Genomic DNA, 17,020 nt, shown 5'->3' with positions numbered 1-17,020 from the left:
GTGGTTAGTCCTCACTTATCAGATAGGGGTCGTCCAGGCCCAGCGACGCCAGCGCATCGATCTCGATCCGCTCCATCGCCTCGGCCTCACGATCCTCCAGATGATCATAGCCTAGCAAATGAAGCGTGCCATGCACGATCAAATGAGTCGCATGGTGCTCGATCGGGATATTCTTCTCGCCCGCCTCGCGCACGCACACGCCGTATGCCAGCACGATATCGCCGAGCAGCACCTCGCCATCGTCCGAATTCTGGTCGATCGTATCGAGCAGATCGGCCTGGACCATCGGGAAGCTCAGCACATTGGTCGGCTTGTCCTTCTGCCGATACTGCGCGTTGAGCGTCTGCACTTCGTCGTCGGTGGTCAGCCGCACGGAAATCTCGACCGTCGCGGTCGCAGTCAGCATCTCCCCATGCTCGGTCCGCTCCATCGCCGCGGTCGCCGCGCGCAGGGCGAGCGCCTCCCAGTCGGTGGTCTCCGGCCAGGGGGCTTCGATCGAAAGGGCAGTTTCTAACATCCTCCCCTCCCTGAAAGGGAGGGGCCGGGGGTGGGTAGCGAGCGCAGCGAGCCCTCCGTGCGTCCCGCAAAAAGCGTCGACCGGGGCATCGAGCCCCGCTCGCCGCTGGACCCACCCCTTTGTCCCCTCCCTTGTAGGGAGGAGAAGGTGATCAGATCAAGCATCCACACCCTCATACGCCTCGACGATCCGCCCGACGATCGGATGCCGCACCACATCCCCCGCGCCGAAGCGGCAGATCGACAGCCCCTCGACTCCCTCCAGCCGGCTCACCGCATCGTTCAGCCCCGACGCCGCCATGCCCCCGGGAAGGTCGGTCTGCTTGGGGTCGCCGCACACCACCATCCGGCTGTTCTCGCCGAAGCGGGTCAGGAACATCTTCATCTGCGCCGGCGTGGTGTTCTGCGCCTCGTCCAGGATGATGAAGGCATCGGCCAGGGTGCGCCCGCGCATGAAGGCGATCGGCGCGATCTCGATCTCGCCCGAAAGGATGCGCCGCTCGACCTGCTCGGCCGGCAAACAGTCGTTCAGTGCGTCGTACAAGGGGCGGAGATAGGGATCGACCTTCTCCTTCATGTCGCCCGGCAGGAAGCCGAGCTTCTCGCCCGCCTCCACCGCCGGCCGCGACAGGATCAGCCGCTGCACGCTGCCGGTGATCAGCTGCGCCACCGCCTGCGCCACCGCGATATAGGTCTTGCCGGTGCCCGCCGGCCCGAGCGCGAAGATGATGTCGTGGTTGAGCAGCTCGCGCATATAATGCTGCTGCGCGAGCGTCCGCGGCACGATCGTCTTCTTGCGCGTGCGGATCATCACCTGCGGTGCGCCGTCCGCATCGGCACGGATGATGCCCGCCAAGGTCGGCTCGGCCGACATCGCGATCACCGCGTCGACCAGCCCGGCATCGGCCCGCTCGCCGCGTACGATCCGGTTGTACAGGCTCTGCAGCACATCGCGCGCGGCCGCGACCGACTCGGCGGTACCTTCCAGCCCCACGCGATTGCCCCGCGCGGTGATGTACACCCCCATGCGGTTCTCGAGCAGCAACAGGTTCTGGTCGAACTCCCCGAAGAGCTGCGGCATGAGCTGGGGCTTGTCGAACACGACCTCGGCACGGCTGCGATCACCGGACTGGGCTTGGACAGGCTTGCGGCTCATGCGGTTCCTTCAGGCGGGAGAGGGAGCGACTCACCCGAACGGACCGCGCGGGGCGGTGTTCCGGGGAAGGGGCGAGTCAGCATCATCCGCTCGCGAGTTTGGCAGAGCCGACGCGTGGAGGACAGAGGGAAACGGGCAACAGTCCCGATCTTTCGGCAACGAAGCTCTCCCCTCCCAACAAGGGAGGGGGAGTAAGTTAGGCCTCGACCCGCACCCGCTCGACCCCGGAAACCGAATTCGGCCACGCCGCCTCGATCTCCACCTCGACCATATCCCCGATCGCCCCGCCCGAAACGAGATGCACCGATTGCAGCCAGGGCGACTTGCCGATCAGCTGCCCGGGCAGCTTGCCCTTGCGCTCCAGCAGGATCGCGCAGCGCCGCCCGACGCTCGCCCGGTTGAACGCCTCCTGGTCGCGGTTGATCGCCGCCTGCAGCCGCTGCAGCCGCTCGTCCATCACCTCGGGCGCGATCTGGTCGTCCATGTCCGCCGCCGGTGTGCCCGGCCGCGGGCTGTATTTGAAACTGAACGCTTGGGCATATCCCACCGCATCGATCAGGCTCAGCGTATCCGCGAAATCCGCCTCGGTCTCGCCCGGGAAGCCCACGATGAAATCCCCCGACAGCGCGATGTCGGGCCGCGCCGCGCGAACCCGATCGAGGATGCGAAGATAGCTGTCCCGGCTATGGCTGCGGTTCATCGCCTTGAGGATGCGGTCGCTGCCCGCCTGCACGGGCAGGTGCAGGAACGGCATCAGCTTCTCGACGTCACGGTGCGCGTCGATCAGCCCCTGCGTCATGTCGTTGGGATGGCTGGTGGTATAGCGGATGCGCGCCAGCCCCTCGATCCGGTCGAGCGCGCGCACCAAAGCGTCGAGCCCGCCCGTGTGCCCGGCCGCGTCCTCGCCGGTCCACGCATTGACGTTCTGTCCGAGCAAGGTGATCTCGCGCGCGCCGGCATCGACCAGCGCCTTCGCCTCGTCGACGATCGCAGCCCAGGGCCGGCTCACTTCGGCGCCGCGGGTATAGGGCACCACGCAATAGGTGCAGAATTTGTCGCACCCTTCCTGCACCGTCAGAAAGGCCGAGGGCGGCACCCGGCGGCGGGCGGGCAGGTGGCCGAATTTGGTTTCGACCGGCATGTCGGTATCGAGGGCCGCCTCGCCCCGCGCCGCCTTCGCCACCAGCTCGGGCAGATTGTGATAGGCCTGCGGGCCGACCACCACGTCCACCTTCGCGCGGCGCACGATCTCCGCGCCCTCGGCCTGGGCGACGCAGCCCGCCACCGCGATCATCGGCGCGCGGCCGTTCTTCCGCAGGCGGCCGATGTCCGAATAGACCTTCTCGGTCGCCCGCTCGCGGATATGGCACGTGTTGAGCACGACCAGGTCCGCCACGCCGGCATCGTCGGTCGCGATCAGCCCTTCGGCGGCCATGAGTTCGCTCATGCGGTCGCCGTCATACATGTTCATCTGGCAGCCGAACGACTTGACGTGAAAGGTCTTGGGGGAAGGTTTCATGATGCGGCGGCCTATAGGCCGGGCGCCGCGCCACTTCAAATCATCCCCCATCGGAGGATGACGGCTCGCTCGGCTGCTCCGCCGGCGCCTCATACCGCACCGCATCGACCGCATAGGCAAACGGCCGCAGCGGATGCCCCAGCGACGCCACCAGCGCCTCCTCGATCCGCCGCCGGCTTTCCGCCGCGATCGCCTTCCGCCCGGGAAAATCCTGCGGATAGAAAGGCTCCAGGAAATGCACCTTCATCCGGAACGATCCGCGCCGCGACAACAGCCGCTTGGCGTTATCGACGCCCGTCTCGACCCCGACCCAGCCGACCTCCTCGCTCATCGCGCCATAATCCAGCAGCACCGGCTGGACGAGCACGCCCGGCGGCGGCGGCTCGAGCACGCGCAGCATCGGCGTCTTGAACGGCAGCAGCGACTTGCCGTCGGTCGTGGTCCCTTCCGGAAACACCGTGACCGACCAATTGTCGGTCAGCGCATCGCGCAACTGGTTGATCTGCTCGGCCACGCCCATGCGGTTCTCGCGCTTCACATAGACCGTCTGGTTGAGCGTCGAGAGCCAGCCCACCACCGGCGCTTCGCGGATCTCCTCCTTGGCGACGAAGGCGGTGCCGCTCTGCCCGGCGATCGCCAGGATATCGATCCAGCTCAGATGATTGGAGATATAGAACACGTCGCGCTTCAGCGGCACGCCGACCCGCTCGACCCGGGCGCCCGCCATGCGCCCCGCCCAGGCGAGGAAGATGCGCGGCCAGGGCGATCCGATGCGCAGCAGCCGCCACAGATAATGGAGCGGAACGGTGACCAGCAGCCCGAGGATCAGCCCCGAAGCGCGCAAGCCGATGCGCATCCAGCCAAGCGCATCGATCGGAGCCGGCCTGCCCGCCGCCGCGTCACGCCTCGGATCGGCGTCGGGCAAGGCTCAGGGCTTGCGGTCGAGGGCGACGCCGTACAATTCCATGCGGTGATCGACCAGGCGGAAGCCGAGCCGTTCGGCGATCGCCTTCTGCAACTGCTCGAGCTCGGGGTCGACGAACTCGATCACCTTGCCCGTCTCGACGTCGATCAGGTGATCATGATGCGATTCGGGCGCCGGTTCGTAGCGCGATCGACCGTCGCCGAAATCATGCCGGTCGAGGATGCCGGCCTCCTCGAACAGGCGCACCGTGCGGTAGACGGTCGCGATCGAGATGCCCGGGTCGATCGCCGAGGCGCGGGCATAGACCTTCTCCACATCGGGATGGTCCTCGGCTTCGGAGAGGACGCGCGCGATGACGCGGCGCTGGTCGGTAATCCGCAGGCCCTTTTCGTTGCACAGGGCTTCGAGATCTATCTTGCGTGCCATGACACGCATGTAGTCTCTTTGGGCTTATTGATAAAGGGCGACCGACTCGCAATAAGCCAAAAGCCCCCCTTCCCGTCGGGGGGATGGGTCGGGGGGCTCGTGAGGGCGGTGGTCGATCAGCGCGTCTTGCGGCGCTTGGTGCCCAGGCCGATCTTCTTCGCCAGGGTGCGGCGCTGCTCGGCATAGTTGGGCGCGACCATCGGATAGTCGGCCGGCAGGTTCCACTTGGCGCGGTACTGTTCCGGGGTCAGCTGATAATGAGTCATCAGGTGACGCTTCAACATCTTGAGTTTCTTGCCGTCCTCGAGGCAGACGATATAGTCGGGCTTGATCGAGGAACGCACCGAAACCGCCGGCTCCTGCTTCACTTCCGGTACCGGAGCGGCGCCGCCAAGGCCGGCGAGCGCGCCGTGCACGTTGGCGATCAGCACCGGCAGGTCCGAAACGGCCACACTATTGTTGCTGACATGAGCCGCGACAATATCCGCGGTCAAGGTTATCAAGGTTTCCTGCAACTCGCTTTGCGTATCCATTATATTCCTTTCGACCCATTTATTCGGTTGCATTGAATTCGCATCCGTGCTGCGCGCTATCCTACTTCGGATCGCAACGTGCAAGTAACAATTGCGAACTGAACCCGTTTTCAGGGAAGGTTGCGGCTATAGGTATAGGCGTGGAATGCCTGACCTGTGGTACCTCGATAATAGTTGCGACGCTCGCCAACCTTAACGAAACCTGTACCGCGATACAGTTTGATCGCTTCATTGCCCTCGCGGACTTCGAGATGGAGAGTAACCGCACCCGAACTAATGGCATCGGCAATGACAGAACGTAGTAACGCGGCGGCGACGCCACGCCGCCGCATCGCCGGTACGGTCGCAAGCAACAGCAGCTCCGCCTCGTCGGCGACGATCCGCGACAGCGCGAAACCGGCCGGCGCCCCGTCGATCGTCGCGATGGTCAGCCACACGCCGGGCATGGCGAGGATGCCGAGGCACTGGTTGCGGGTCCATGCCTCGCCGAACCGCGGATCGAACGCGCCCTGCATCAACTGATCGACCAGGGCGAGATCGGCGACACTGCCGGAACGCAATTCGATCATGTTGAGCGTCGTACTCATTGCGCCGGCGCGAGCGGCTTCGCGTCGGGCGCCCGGCCGTAGATCGGGCGCGGCGGCAGGGTGGAGAGAGGCGCGGGCAACAACACCGCATCGGCGGCGCGCGGCAGCGCCTCGGTCAGTGGCAGCGTTTCGTCCAGCGCCTTCAGGAAGCGCACGCCATTCCCGATCGCGGGCCGCCCGTCCAGCAGGGCGAACGCCGCCTCGGGCTTGAGCGAGGCGAGTGCGGCGAGAGGCGCGAGCTGAGCGTCGAAGGCCTGCATGAAGACCTCGCCATGCCCGCCTTCAAGCACGACGGCAAGGCTGGACCATGTCGGATTCCGCGCGAAACCGGCCGCTGCGACGAGCGGCAGCGAGGAATAGCCGAACGCCTCGGCGCCCCAGCCCAGCGCGAGCCCGCGCGCCGCGGCGATGCCCACGCGCACCCCGGTGAAGCTGCCCGGCCCGCAATCGACCAGGATGCGCGGGGCGCGTCCGCCGCCTGGCAGTTCGGCGATCATCGGCACCAGCCGCTCGGCATGGCCGCGCCCGACCACCTCATGCCGCGCCTCGATCACCACGCCCGCCTCGATCAGCGCGACCGAGCAGGCGGCGGTGGCCGTTTCGATGACGAGGGTAAGAGTTGTCTCAGGCAATCGTATTGAACCGCTCGAACTCGGGCCGCGGCAGCCGGTCGAAGATCGTCGCGGGGTCGCCATGCCCCAGGGTCGAGATGAAGTTGGACCGCACCGCCGGCGTATCGGCGAAGAACGCCGCATCGACCTTGCCATTGTCGAAGCCCGACATCGGCCCGGTATCGAGCCCCAGGGCGCGCGCCGCGATGATGAAATAGGCGCCCTGCAGGGTCGAGTTGCGCATCGCCGAGACATCGCGCAGCTCGCTATTGCCGTCGAACCAGCTCTTCGCGGTCTGGTTGTGCGGGAACAACTCGGGCAGATGCTCGTGGAAATTGGTGTCCATGCCCAGGATCACCGTCACCGGCGCGGCCAGGATCTTGGGGGCGTTCTGCGCGCTGGCGCAGGCTGCGAGTGTCGCCTTGGCCTCATCGCTCACGCACCATATCAGCCGCGCGGGCAGCTGGTTGGCTGAGGTCGGGCCCCATTTCATCAGGTCCCAGATCGCGCGCAGCTCGGCCTCGGACACGGGTTCGTCGGTATAGCCGTTATAGGTGCGCGCGGCGCGGAAGATCGTGTCGAGCGCCGCGTCGGACAGCTTCTCGCTCATGGCATTACCCTTTTACTGCTGAAGGCGCTGGCTCAGACCGCGCGGACCTCGGTGACCTCGGGGACATAATATTTGAGCAATTGCTCGATCCCGTTCTTCAGGGTCGCGCTCGACGAGGGGCAGCCCGAACAGGCGCCCTGCATCTGCAGATAGACCTTGCCCTTGTCGAAGCCGCGATAGACGATGTCGCCGCCGTCGTTCGCCACCGCGGGGCGGATCCGCGTCTCGAGCAGCTCCTTGATCTGCACGATGATGTCGGCATCCTCGGGATCTTCCGGGAAGGTTTCGGCATCGGCCGACGGTACCGCGATCCCGCCGGCACTGCCCGCGCGGAACAGCGGCATGTTGGCGCTGAAATGGTCGAGCAGCAGGCCGAGCACATCCGGTTTCAGCCCGTGCCATTCGACACCCGGCGCCGCGGTGACCGAAATGAAGTCGCGCCCGAAGAACACGCCGGTCACGTCGCCCAGCCCGAACAGCGCTTCGGCCAGCGGCGAGGCCTCGGCCTCTTCCGGCGTGGCGAAGTCGCGGGTGCCCGCCTCCATGACCGCGCGGCCGGGGAGGAACTTGATGGTCGCCGGGTTCGGCGTCGTTTCGGTCTCGATCAGCATGATGTGCATGTGGGCCGGACGAGGGGCGGGATCAAGGCGTCAGTGCGAAACCCCCGCTTTTCCCTTCGTCAAAAACGCCCATCTCCAATCCCGGCTCAGCGGCAGGCGCCGTCCACCATCCCCCGGGCGATCTCGCCGACCGGGCCGGGCAGGGCGCCCCCAGCCGCCTCGGTGATGTCCATCGCGTGCCGGGTCTGCCCGGCGCAGATCGCCGCGCCCAGCGCGTCGGCGCGCGACCGGCCGGTCGACGACAATTCCTCCGCCGCCGCGGTGATATAGTCGAACGGGTCCTGCAGGCCCTTCAGGATCACCTTTTCGGTATCCATGAACGCCTCGAGATTCTTCCATGTCCCGCTGACGGGCGTGGCGATCAGGGAGCGGCCCGCCGCGTAGAGTTGGCCGACCCGCCTGTTGGTCAGGCTGGCGACCATCGCCGGCGTGGCGTTCGCCTTTACCAGCCGTTGCACCGCCGGGATCGCGACCTCGTCGCGCAGCGTCTGCAGCGCCCAGGTCTCGACCGCGGTGCGCACCATGTCGCGGGCGATGGTCCGCTCGTTCTGGATCGTCCGGTCGCGCTTGTCCTCCGCCGCGCTCGCGGCGAATTTCAGAGTCCAGATCTCGCTCTCCATCGCATCGCCCTGCTGCTTCAGGGCGTTGACGCGCAGGGTCAGCTCCTCGGTCGTCGCCTCCAGCACGCCGATCTGCGGATTGAGCGCATCGACCGCACGCGCGGCGGTCTCGATCAGGCCGGGCAGCCGCTCGACCGCGACGAGCTTCTCCTCGACCGAGCCCCCCGGTGGCGACCGGAACGCGACGCCGCGCTCGGGCGGCACGGGCAAGGGCGGGCGGCTGACATTGAGCCGCGCCGGCCCCGCGCTCTCGCCGAACTCGGGCACCAGCCATCCCGGGGCCACTCGTCCGCGTGCCTTGGCATTGGCCGCCGTCACCAGCCGGGCCTTGGGCGGCGCGGCGACCGTCATCCATTGCACGATGTTCGCCGCGACCGCATCCGATCGCCGGTTCAGCGCGGCGGTGCGGATGGTCAGCGCGGCGATCGTCGCCTCCGCCTCGCGGATTTTCGCCCGCGCGGCGTCGCGCTGCTGGAGGAACGTCGCCCTGCGCCCGGCCGCAGACGCCATGTTCGCCTCGAGCCGGTTCGCCTCGTCGCGTAGCGTATCGACCTCGCCTTGCGAGCTGTACGCCGCCGCCGCCAGATGATTGCGCCGCGCATTGAGCGTATCGAGCCGATAGAACCCGCCGACGAATGCGACATCGAGCCGGCTGCTCAATTCCTCCATCGACGCGGGCACGCCCGAAGCGGCGAGCGCTTCGAGCCCGCGGACCTGAGCGCTCAACCGGGCAAGCGCCGCCTGGTAGCGCCGGTCGAGATCGGGCAGCGGGTCATAGGGCGGCGGCACATAGGCGGGCTGGGGCGGGCCGCTCGAACAGGGCGCATAGCCGCTGGGATAGGCGCACATCAGCGGCCCCATCGCGACGCCCCCCGGATCGGACTGGGCAAGCGCAGGCGCCGAGCCCGTCGCCGCGAGAACACAGGCCGCTATCCGCCCCTCGATCCGCATGATGTCCCTCCTGCCGCCGGGGTGGCCCCGACGGCGCCGACCATAGCGTAGTTCCAGGGCGTGCCCTAATTCGGGCCGGGTCGGCCATTTCCTGTAGCGATAACGGTCGCTTGCGGATTGCGCTGTGACTCTCGCCGCCGGCGCGGCCGCTTCGACGGATCGAGGAACGCGTGCCTGAGCAATGGAACCGGAATGGATGTATCGCAACCGGAGTTCCGGTTGACGCCGCGACAGCGGCCGGACACGATGAGCGCGCTGGAGAAGGCGCTGACTCGTCTATTATATTACTATTACGGTGACAGTTTACTTAACCCCAGACTACGATAGCTTCAGTGTCATGGCCCGCCTCCCGCGCCTCGTGATCCCCGGCCTGCCGCACCATGTGACGCAGCGCGGCAATGGACGTCAGCGCACCTTCTTCGAAGACGCGGACTATGCGTTGTACCGGGATCTCTTCGCCGAGGCGGCGACGCGGGCGGGCTGCGCGGTCTGGGCTTATTGCCTGATGCCCAATCACATTCACGCGATCGTCGTGCCCTCCGACGAGGACGGGCTGCGCCGCACCTTCGGCGACCTTCACCGGCGCTATACGGGCTATATCAACGCCCGCGCCCGGCGGACCGGGCATTTGTGGCAGGGCCGGTTCGGTTCGGTCGCGGTCGACGAGGCGCATCTGCACAACGCGCTACGCTATGTCAGCCTCAACCCGGTTCGCGCCCGCCTGGTAAAGCGGGCCGCCGACTGGCCCTGGTCGAGAGCGCGCGCGCATCTGGCGGGCACGGACGATGCGCTGGTCACCGTCGCGCCGGCGCTCGAGCGGATCGACGATTTCGCGACGTTCCTGGCGGACGAGATCGACGAAGCGGCCACCTATGCGGCGCTGCGCAAGGCCGAGAGCATCGGGCGTCCGATCGGCGATGCTGACTGGATCAAGGCGCTGGAAGCGCGCACCGGACGAACGCTCGCCCCTGCGAAGCGGGGGCCTAAGCCGCAGACGAAGAGTAAGGGATTAAATAAACTGTCACTGTAATACCCACTGTAATACCGGTGTTGCCATAGACCCGGCTTTACTCGGAACCTATGCTGGAGCGGTCTGGGTAGGGCGCGGATTGACCGTTGTCGGAGGTACCTCTCTCTTCGCGTGTTAATCTAGAGGTTGGGTGAATGATGAATAGAAACACGAGAATGAGAATTGCTGCGATTGTTGGCGTGTGCGGAGGAGTAACATTAATGACTGGGTGGAGTAATTTGGTTGGGTCGTTGATGATAATCGCAGCAGGAACTTTAGCTTCCTTTAGATAATCTCGCCGCAGAGTTCGGAATTGCGATGGAATACCGTGACGTTGCGTAATCGGGGTAGCCATCCTCCTGCTTAGGTGCGGAGTCGCCTTTGGGCGCTTCAGAGCAGGAGGATGACCGATGGCGATTTATGCAGGACTGGATGGTATTACGGTGACAGTCCTGGACTGCTCCCCTTGAGTGAGACGCCATGATTAAGTGACGGTCTTCGGACAGAGCCTGCCACATCGCCCCCTCCCTAACTCCCGCAATACCACGCCATCGATTCAAATCTCCCCCCAAACCCCCTATCCCCGTCCGCATGAAACCCGGACCCACCACCCGCTACAAGCCCGCCTTCATCGAAGAGGCCCGCCGCGCCTATGAGGCCGGCGCCTCCGACAAGGATGTCGCGCGCCGCTTGAACATCGACGTCTCGACCCTGTATCGCTGGCGCAACAGCTTCCCCGATTTTGCCGCCGCCATCGCGGTCGGCAAGGAGGAGGCCGATCACCGCGTCGAGCACGCGCTGTATCGGCGGGCGATCGGCTTCGAATACAAGATCGAGCCCGATGTGCGCGTGGTCCTCCCCGATCCGCGCACGGCGCTGCAATGGCTGCGCATCCGCTGCCCCGATCGCTGGCGCATCGACGACTCCCCCGACGATGCCGGCGATCTCGCCCGGCAGATCGAGGAAGGCTGGCGGCGCGTGGCCGACGGGCTGAACCCCGATGCGGACGAATAACGACGAAACCGGCCTTCTCGGCGTGGAGGTCGGGTCGCTCCGCTACGATCCGCTCAGGCACGCGCTGTTCGTCTATCCCTGGGGCGAAGGCGTACTGCGCGGCATGCGCGGGCCCCGCGCCTGGCAGCGCGAGGTCATGGCGACCATCGCCGCGCATCTCGCCGATCCCGCCACGCGGCACACGCCCTGCCGCATCGCCCGCGCCTCGGGCCATGGCATCGGCAAGTCCGCGCTGATCGCGATGCTGATCAAATGGGGCCTGGATACCGCCGTCGACACCCGCATCATCGCGACCGCCAACACCGAAAGCCAGCTGCTCACCAAGACCGCGCCGGAGATCGCCAAATGGCATAACCTCTCCTTCACGAAGGACTGGTTCCGCGCCACCGCGACCTCGCTCGTCTCGACCGCGCCCGGCCATGACCGCTCCTGGCGTAGCGATCTCGTCACCTGGAGCGTGGTCAACACCGATGCGTTCGCCGGCCTGCACAACCAGGGCAAGCGCATCATCCTGATCTTCGACGAAGCCTCCGGCATTGCGCCCAAGGTCTGGGAAGTGGCGCTCGGCGCGCTCACCGACGAGGATACCGAGATCGTCTTCCTCGCCTTCGGCAACCCAACGCTCAACAGCGGCGCGTTCCATGATTGCTTCAACCGCCACCGCCATTTGTGGAACGCCGCGCAGATCGACAGCCGCACGGTCGAGGGCACCAACAAACCCTATCTCGACGAGCTGGTCGCGACCTATGGCGAGGACAGCGACATCGTCCGGGTCCGCGTGCGCGGGCAGTTCCCCACCGCCTCCTCGATGCAGTTCATCTCGACCACCCTGGTCGATCAGGCGCGGGTGCGCGAGGTCTATGGCCTCACCACCGATCCGGTGATCTTCGGCCTCGACTGCGCGCGCTTCGGCGACGATCATTCGACGCTGGCGATCCGCAGCGGCCGCGACGCCCGCTCGCGCCCATGGAAGCGCTGGCAGCGGGCCGACGCGATGGCCCTTGCCGGCGACGTCGCGCTCCAGGCCCAGGCGTTGAAGCCCGACGCGATCTTCGTCGATGCCGGCAATATCGGCGCCGCGGTGATCGATCGCCTGCGCCAGCTCGGTGTCGAGAATGTCCATGAAGTCTGGTTCGGCGCCAGGGGCCGCGATGCGCTCTGGGCCGGCGAGCTGCGCGTGCAGACCGCCAACAAACGCTCGGAGATGTGGACCAACATGCGCAACTGGCTCGCCGGCGGCGCCATCCCCGACGAGGAGGCGCTGGCGACCGATCTCACCGGGGTCGAATATGGCTATGCCGCCGATCAGGTCTCGATCCTGCTCGAGAAGAAGGAGCATATGAAGGCCCGCGGCCTCGCCTCGCCCGACGACGCCGACGCGCTCGCCCTGACCTTCGCCGAGCCCGTCAGCCCCCGCGAGAATCCCTATTGGCCCGAACCGCGCAGCCGCCGGCACGAACGCGAGGAAACCGAGGAGGAAATCCACGCCAGCATCTACCGGGAGCTGTACGAGGACAATGACGACATTTACCGGGAGATCCGGTGAGGGGGCCTTTGCTCTCCCGAACCCCAGCAAGACCCCAATGCTGCGACCAGGTCGAGTTACCCTGAGGCGCCCCATCCCCAAACGTCACCCCGGGCTTGTCCCGGGGTCCATGGTTCCGCAACCGCAACCGCTATGGTGCGTGCGGAACCATGGGCTTTTGTTCCCGCGACGGGCGCGCAACAGTAAATCCAAATACTCTTTAACCGACTCTCACATTGCTCAAGTAAAAACAAAGTATCGAGAATCGCTAATGATCCAAAGCTGGAAGAAGCATGATTCGCGGTACGCAATAACGCTGAACAAAAATGTGCTAAACCCTCATCAGGTCCCAAGCGATAACTCCGAAAAAAACACGTAAACCGACTCTCACATTCGCGTCATGACTTCGGAAAAATGCTCATGCCCTCACACATCAAGCTGCTTCACCGCCTCATTCCACGTCTGGATATTATCGCGGGCCTCCTGCACGAAGGCGGAGCGCCGCACGATCCCCAGGAACAGGTCGGCGATCCACTTGCCGGGGCGCTTCAAGGGCCGCTCGAACTGGATCAGCAGCACCACGCGCGTGCCCACCGTGTCGTTCCACACCTCATGGTCATAGGTGTCGTCGAACACCAGGGTCTCGCCCTCGGCCCAGCGCACCACCCGGTCGTCCACCCGCATGCGCACATCGCCGTCGCGCGGCACGATCAGGCCGAGATGGCAGGTGATCAGCCCCTTGGTCACGCCGCGATGCGCCGGGATGTGCGTGCCCGGCGCCAGGATCGAGAAAAAGGCGCTGTTGAGCCTCGGGATCCGCGCGACGATCGCTGCGGTCTTCGGGCATTGCGCCAGATTGTCCTCGATCGGGTAGCTGTACCCCCACAGGAAGAAGGACCGCCACATGTTCACCGCGGCGATCGCGCGGTGATCGGGGGAGATGGTGGCGAGGCTCGGCGAGGCCTCGCCCTGCAGCGCGACGGCGATCGCCTCCTCGCGGATGTCCTGCCAATGCGCGCGCAGCAGCGCCGTCCAGGCGAAGTCGCGCACGTCGAGCACCGGATCGTTCGAGACGAGCGAGGAGGAGGCGATCATCCGGTCGAACAGCCCGCGCAGATGCTTGCCGTATCGGATGATCAGCGGCCGGTTGCGCTCCGGCTCCAGCTTCGGCTTCGGGCTCGGCACGCCCGAGATCACCGTGAGATCGGGGATTCGCGAACCATGAGGGGGCGGCTTGCCCGATTTGCGCCACAAAGCGCCCGCGTCCGGTTTCGTCTCGACGCTCATCTGCTACTACGCCTCCGTACGCTACTGGCGCTGCAACGGCCCGGAAAAGCCAAGGATGCAGCGCACTCGATCATTCTCCCGAACAACGGGACGACTGGATCGTTATCGGCCGTCTTCGTCCAAATCGTGGCGACGGCGTGGTGTTTCACGGCAGGTTCAGCTTGGCGACTCCAACGCTGGCCGCGATCGGATTACGCCGCTAGGATCACCGTCATGCATGTAACCCCGCGCGCGCTGCGCCTGTCGCTCATCGCTTCGCTGCTGCTCGGCCTGTCGCCGACGGTCAGCGGCCAGACCGTTCCCGCCGCTGACGCGGGCTCCAATATCGCGAGCCGTGAGGCGTGGCTGTACAAGGGCAGCGATATCGTCCCCGACGCCGCCTGGCGTTTCGGCACGCTGACCAACGGCCTGCGCTATGCCGTGCGCAAGAACGGCGTGCCGCCTGGCCAGGTCTCGGTCCGCGTGCGGATCGACGCGGGCTCGCTGATGGAGCAGGACAGCGAACTCGGCTACGCTCACCTGATCGAGCATCTCTCCTTCCGCGGCTCCGAATTCGTGCCCGACGGCGACACCAAGAAGGTGTGGCAGCGGCTCGGCGCCACTTTCGGCTCGGACAGCAATGCCCAGACCACGCCGACCCAGACGGTCTACAAGCTCGATCTGCCCAATGCGTCGGAGGCGAGCCTCGACGATGCGCTGAAGATCCTCGCCGGCATGGTCAGCAAGCCGAACATCACCCCGGCGGCTTTGGCGGCGGAGCGGCCCGCCGTGCTCGCCGAGCAGCGCGAGCAGCCCGGACCGCAGGTCCGGCTGTCGGACGCGATGAACGCCGCCTTCTTCGCCGGCCAGCCCTTTGCCGATCGCTCGCCGATCGGCCACACCAAGGAGCTCGAGGAAGCCACCGCGGACACGGTCCGCGCCTTCCACGATCGCTGGTACCGGCCGGAACGCGCCGTGGTCGTCGTCTCGGGCGATCTCGATCCCGCGATCTTCGAACGCCTCGTCGCCAAATATTTCGGCGCGTGGCGCGGTACCGGCCCGGCGCCGGCCGAGCCCGATTTCGGCGTGCCGGATGCGAAGCAGCCGGCCACCAAGGCGATCGTCGAGCCGGGCCTGCCGACCATGGCGATGATCGCGGTATTGCGTCCCTGGAAGTTCAACGCCGACACGGTGATCTTCAACCAGAACCGCCTGGTCGACATGGTCGCGTTGGCGGTGATCAACCGGCGGCTGGAAACGCGCGCAAGGGCAGGGGGCAGCTATGTCTCGGCCCGGGTCGGTCTCGACGATCCGGCGCGCTCGGCCAATGTCACCTTCGTCCAGGTCGCGCCGGTCGGCGACGATTGGGAAGCGGCGCTGAAGGATGTGCGCGCGGTGATCGCCGACGCGCAAGGGTCGCCCCCGTCCCAGGCCGAGATCGACCGTGAACTCGCCGAACAGGGTATCGCCTACAAGACGATGGTCGATACCGCGCGCGCCGATGCCGGCAGCAAGCTGGCCGACGACATGGTCCAGGCGGTCGACATCCGCGAGACGACGACCAGCGCCGCGGTGATCAACAACGTGTTCCTCGACGCGCGGCGCAAGGGCATGTTCTCGCCGCCGCGCATCCTCGCCTCCACGAAGCGGATCTTCGAGGGCACCGCGACCCGTGCGCTGGTCAGCGCCCAGAAGCCGGAAGAGGGCGCCGCGACCAAACTCGCCGCGGTGCTCAGCGCCGATGTTAAGGGCGTCGCCGGCATCCGCAGCGCCCAGGCCGCAGTCGATTTCTCGAAGCTGCCGAAGCTCGGGCCGCCGGCCAAGGTCGTCAGCCGGCGCAAGATCTCGGAATTCGGGCTGGAACAGGTCGAATTCTCCAACGGCGTCCGCCTGATGGTCTATTCGACCACGTCGGAGGACGACCGGGTCTATGTCCGCGTACGCTTCGGCAAGGGTTTCAACGCGCTGCCGGCGGATCATGAAAGCCCGGCCTGGGCGGCCGAGTTCGCGCTGATCGCGGGCGGTATCGGCAAGCTCAAACAGGGCGATATCGACGCGATGGCCGCCGGCCGCCGCATCGGCCTCGACTTCGATGTCGACGACGACGCGTTCCAGTTCGCCGCCATGACGTCACCCGGCGACCTCCCCGACCAGCTCAGGCTGATGGCCGCCAAGCTCGCCGCCCCGGCCTGGGATCCGAGCCCGCTCGCTCGCGCCAAGACCGCGGTGCTGGCGAACTATGCCGGCCTCGAATCCTCGCCCGACGGCGTGCTCGCGCGCGACCTGGACGGCCTGTTACGCGCCGGCGATCCGCGCTGGGGCACGCCGACCCGCGACGAGATCCGCAACACCACGCCCGAGGCGTTCCGCGCTCTGTGGGAGCCCTTGCTCGCCACCGGCCCGATCGAGGTCCAGGTGTTCGGCGATATCGGCACCGACAAGGCGATCGACGCGGTTGCGCGCAGCATCGGCGCGCTCAAGCCCCGCACCGCCGATGCGCGGCCCGCACCGCCGGTGCGCTTCCCCGAGCACAACCTCACGCCGGTCATCCGCACGCATGACGGGCCGGAGAACCAGGCCGCGGCGGTGATCGCCTGGCCGACCGGCGGCGGGGTCGAGGGCATCGCCGAGAGCCGCCGTCTCGACGTGCTCGCCGCGATCTTCAGCGACCGGCTGTTCGATCGGCTGCGCTCGGAAGCGGGCGCGAGCTACAGCCCCAATGTGTCGAGCAGCTGGCCGGTCGGTCTGCCCAGCGGCGGCCGCCTGATGGCGGTCGGCCAGGTGGCGCCGGTCAATCTGCCGCTGTTCTTCAAGCTCTCGCGCGAGATCGCGGCGGATCTGGTCGCCAATCCGGTCAGCGACGACGAGCTGCGCAGGACGATCGGCCCGATGATCGAGGTGCTCAAGCGCCAGTCGACCGGCAATCAGTTCTGGATGCTCAACCTGGAAGGCGCGACCTACGACCCACGCCGCATCGCCGCCTTCCGCAGCGTGCTCAGCGACATCTCGACCCTGACCTCGGCACAGCTGCAGGAAACGGCGCGGAAGTACCTGCGGCCGGATACGGACTGGACGATGGAGGTGTTGCCGAAGTCGGTGGCCGGGACGATAGCTTCCGCGAAGTAACCCCAA

Annotated in this window: 16 protein-coding genes; 4 read left to right on the top strand and 12 right to left on the bottom strand. The window is 66.4% G+C overall.

The window, feature by feature from the left end:
- Window positions 1–4: 4 nt before the first annotated feature.
- The 11 genes from ybeY to AC1RT8_RS21205 all read right to left on the bottom strand — a co-directional run bounded on the left by ybeY (window position 5) and on the right by AC1RT8_RS21205 (window position 9,074).
- Entirely contained in the window at window positions 5–517 is a 513-nt protein-coding gene (ybeY, locus tag AC1RT8_RS21255) for an rRNA maturation RNase YbeY (protein ID WP_493078123.1), read from the bottom strand.
- Between the two features lie 156 nt (window positions 518–673).
- Window positions 674–1,672: a PhoH family protein gene (locus AC1RT8_RS21250; protein ID WP_493078121.1), complete on the bottom strand. Its 999-nt coding sequence runs from the start codon at window positions 1,670–1,672 to the stop codon at window positions 674–676.
- Between the two features lie 196 nt (window positions 1,673–1,868).
- Entirely contained in the window at window positions 1,869–3,191 is a 1,323-nt protein-coding gene (miaB, locus tag AC1RT8_RS21245; RefSeq protein WP_493078119.1) for a tRNA (N6-isopentenyl adenosine(37)-C2)-methylthiotransferase MiaB, read from the bottom strand.
- 40 nt (window positions 3,192–3,231) lie between these two features.
- Entirely contained in the window at window positions 3,232–4,047 is an 816-nt protein-coding gene (locus AC1RT8_RS21240; protein WP_493078277.1) for a lysophospholipid acyltransferase family protein, read from the bottom strand.
- A gap of 72 nt (window positions 4,048–4,119) precedes the next feature.
- Window positions 4,120–4,542 carry a Fur family transcriptional regulator gene (locus AC1RT8_RS21235; protein WP_493078118.1) on the bottom strand — a complete coding sequence of 141 codons (423 nt, stop codon included), beginning with the start codon at window positions 4,540–4,542 and terminating at the stop codon, window positions 4,120–4,122.
- Window positions 4,543–4,658: 116 nt separating this feature from the next.
- Complete coding sequence (locus AC1RT8_RS21230; RefSeq protein ID WP_493078116.1) at window positions 4,659–5,075, bottom strand: Ros/MucR family transcriptional regulator; 417 nt, start codon at window positions 5,073–5,075, stop codon at window positions 4,659–4,661.
- 110 nt (window positions 5,076–5,185) lie between these two features.
- Window positions 5,186–5,662, bottom strand: a complete 477-nt coding sequence (locus AC1RT8_RS21225) for a GNAT family N-acetyltransferase (RefSeq protein ID WP_493078115.1) — start codon at window positions 5,660–5,662, stop codon at window positions 5,186–5,188.
- Window positions 5,659–6,294, bottom strand: a complete 636-nt coding sequence (gene tsaB, locus AC1RT8_RS21220) for a tRNA (adenosine(37)-N6)-threonylcarbamoyltransferase complex dimerization subunit type 1 TsaB (RefSeq protein ID WP_493078113.1) — start codon at window positions 6,292–6,294, stop codon at window positions 5,659–5,661. Before tsaB ends, AC1RT8_RS21225 begins: the two co-directional genes overlap by 4 nt.
- Window positions 6,287–6,883 carry a malonic semialdehyde reductase gene (locus AC1RT8_RS21215; protein ID WP_493078112.1) on the bottom strand — a complete coding sequence of 199 codons (597 nt, stop codon included), beginning with the start codon at window positions 6,881–6,883 and terminating at the stop codon, window positions 6,287–6,289. The genes tsaB and AC1RT8_RS21215 overlap by 8 nt, the downstream gene beginning before the upstream one ends.
- Before the next feature lie 32 nt (window positions 6,884–6,915).
- Window positions 6,916–7,494 carry a NifU family protein gene (locus AC1RT8_RS21210; protein ID WP_493078110.1) on the bottom strand — a complete coding sequence of 193 codons (579 nt, stop codon included), beginning with the start codon at window positions 7,492–7,494 and terminating at the stop codon, window positions 6,916–6,918.
- A 95-nt stretch (window positions 7,495–7,589) separates the two neighbouring features.
- Window positions 7,590–9,074 carry an HlyD family secretion protein gene (locus tag AC1RT8_RS21205; protein WP_493078108.1) on the bottom strand — a complete coding sequence of 495 codons (1,485 nt, stop codon included), beginning with the start codon at window positions 9,072–9,074 and terminating at the stop codon, window positions 7,590–7,592.
- A gap of 337 nt (window positions 9,075–9,411) precedes the next feature.
- On the opposite strand from AC1RT8_RS21205, the gene AC1RT8_RS21200 reads away from it, so the two are divergent.
- From AC1RT8_RS21200 to AC1RT8_RS21190, 3 genes are all read left to right on the top strand, one after another.
- Window positions 9,412–10,104 carry an REP-associated tyrosine transposase gene (locus AC1RT8_RS21200; protein WP_493078107.1) on the top strand — a complete coding sequence of 231 codons (693 nt, stop codon included), beginning with the start codon at window positions 9,412–9,414 and terminating at the stop codon, window positions 10,102–10,104.
- Between the two features lie 570 nt (window positions 10,105–10,674).
- The gene (locus tag AC1RT8_RS21195; protein WP_493078106.1) at window positions 10,675–11,097 is read left to right on the top strand and encodes a transposase; all 423 of its coding nucleotides are present in this window, start codon (window positions 10,675–10,677) and stop codon (window positions 11,095–11,097) included.
- Window positions 11,084–12,643 (top strand): terminase, encoded by a 1,560-nt coding sequence (locus tag AC1RT8_RS21190; protein ID WP_493078104.1) that lies wholly within the window; start codon window positions 11,084–11,086, stop codon window positions 12,641–12,643. The genes AC1RT8_RS21195 and AC1RT8_RS21190 overlap by 14 nt, the downstream gene beginning before the upstream one ends.
- Before the next feature lie 405 nt (window positions 12,644–13,048).
- Here AC1RT8_RS21190 and AC1RT8_RS21185 read toward each other — a convergent pair whose 3' ends face one another.
- Window positions 13,049–13,909 (bottom strand): aspartyl/asparaginyl beta-hydroxylase domain-containing protein, encoded by an 861-nt coding sequence (locus AC1RT8_RS21185; protein WP_493078102.1) that lies wholly within the window; start codon window positions 13,907–13,909, stop codon window positions 13,049–13,051.
- Window positions 13,910–14,122: 213 nt separating this feature from the next.
- Here AC1RT8_RS21185 and AC1RT8_RS21180 point away from each other — a divergent pair, with 213 nt between their 5' ends.
- Complete coding sequence (locus tag AC1RT8_RS21180) at window positions 14,123–17,014, top strand: M16 family metallopeptidase (RefSeq protein ID WP_493078101.1); 2,892 nt, start codon at window positions 14,123–14,125, stop codon at window positions 17,012–17,014.
- Window positions 17,015–17,020 lie beyond the last annotated feature (6 nt).

This window comes from Sphingomonas sp. GW821-FHT10F11, assembly GCF_058809095.1.
The sequence above is the reverse complement of the archived record's forward strand: the minus strand, read 5'-3'. Positions and strand labels throughout refer to the sequence as shown.

What these genes read in the sequence shown, in the direction of transcription:
- miaB (WP_493078119.1), bottom strand. Translation starts at nt 3,191, where the DNA reads ATGAAACCTTCCCCCAAGACCTTTCACGTCAAGTCGTTCGGCTGCCAG.
- AC1RT8_RS21230 (WP_493078116.1), bottom strand. Translation starts at nt 5,075, where the DNA reads ATGGATACGCAAAGCGAGTTGCAGGAAACCTTGATAACCTTGACCGCG.
- AC1RT8_RS21240 (WP_493078277.1), bottom strand. Translation starts at nt 4,047, where the DNA reads ATGCGCATCGGCTTGCGCGCTTCGGGGCTGATCCTCGGGCTGCTGGTC.
- AC1RT8_RS21180 (WP_493078101.1), top strand. Translation starts at nt 14,123, where the DNA reads ATGCATGTAACCCCGCGCGCGCTGCGCCTGTCGCTCATCGCTTCGCTG.
- AC1RT8_RS21190 (WP_493078104.1), top strand. Translation starts at nt 11,084, where the DNA reads ATGCGGACGAATAACGACGAAACCGGCCTTCTCGGCGTGGAGGTCGGG.
- AC1RT8_RS21225 (WP_493078115.1), bottom strand. Translation starts at nt 5,662, where the DNA reads ATGAGTACGACGCTCAACATGATCGAATTGCGTTCCGGCAGTGTCGCC.
- AC1RT8_RS21210 (WP_493078110.1), bottom strand. Translation starts at nt 7,494, where the DNA reads ATGCTGATCGAGACCGAAACGACGCCGAACCCGGCGACCATCAAGTTC.
- AC1RT8_RS21235 (WP_493078118.1), bottom strand. Translation starts at nt 4,542, where the DNA reads ATGGCACGCAAGATAGATCTCGAAGCCCTGTGCAACGAAAAGGGCCTG.
- AC1RT8_RS21205 (WP_493078108.1), bottom strand. Translation starts at nt 9,074, where the DNA reads ATGCGGATCGAGGGGCGGATAGCGGCCTGTGTTCTCGCGGCGACGGGC.
- AC1RT8_RS21185 (WP_493078102.1), bottom strand. Translation starts at nt 13,909, where the DNA reads ATGAGCGTCGAGACGAAACCGGACGCGGGCGCTTTGTGGCGCAAATCG.
- AC1RT8_RS21200 (WP_493078107.1), top strand. Translation starts at nt 9,412, where the DNA reads ATGGCCCGCCTCCCGCGCCTCGTGATCCCCGGCCTGCCGCACCATGTG.
- AC1RT8_RS21215 (WP_493078112.1), bottom strand. Translation starts at nt 6,883, where the DNA reads ATGAGCGAGAAGCTGTCCGACGCGGCGCTCGACACGATCTTCCGCGCC.
- ybeY (WP_493078123.1), bottom strand. Translation starts at nt 517, where the DNA reads ATGTTAGAAACTGCCCTTTCGATCGAAGCCCCCTGGCCGGAGACCACC.
- AC1RT8_RS21250 (WP_493078121.1), bottom strand. Translation starts at nt 1,672, where the DNA reads ATGAGCCGCAAGCCTGTCCAAGCCCAGTCCGGTGATCGCAGCCGTGCC.
- AC1RT8_RS21195 (WP_493078106.1), top strand. Translation starts at nt 10,675, where the DNA reads ATGAAACCCGGACCCACCACCCGCTACAAGCCCGCCTTCATCGAAGAG.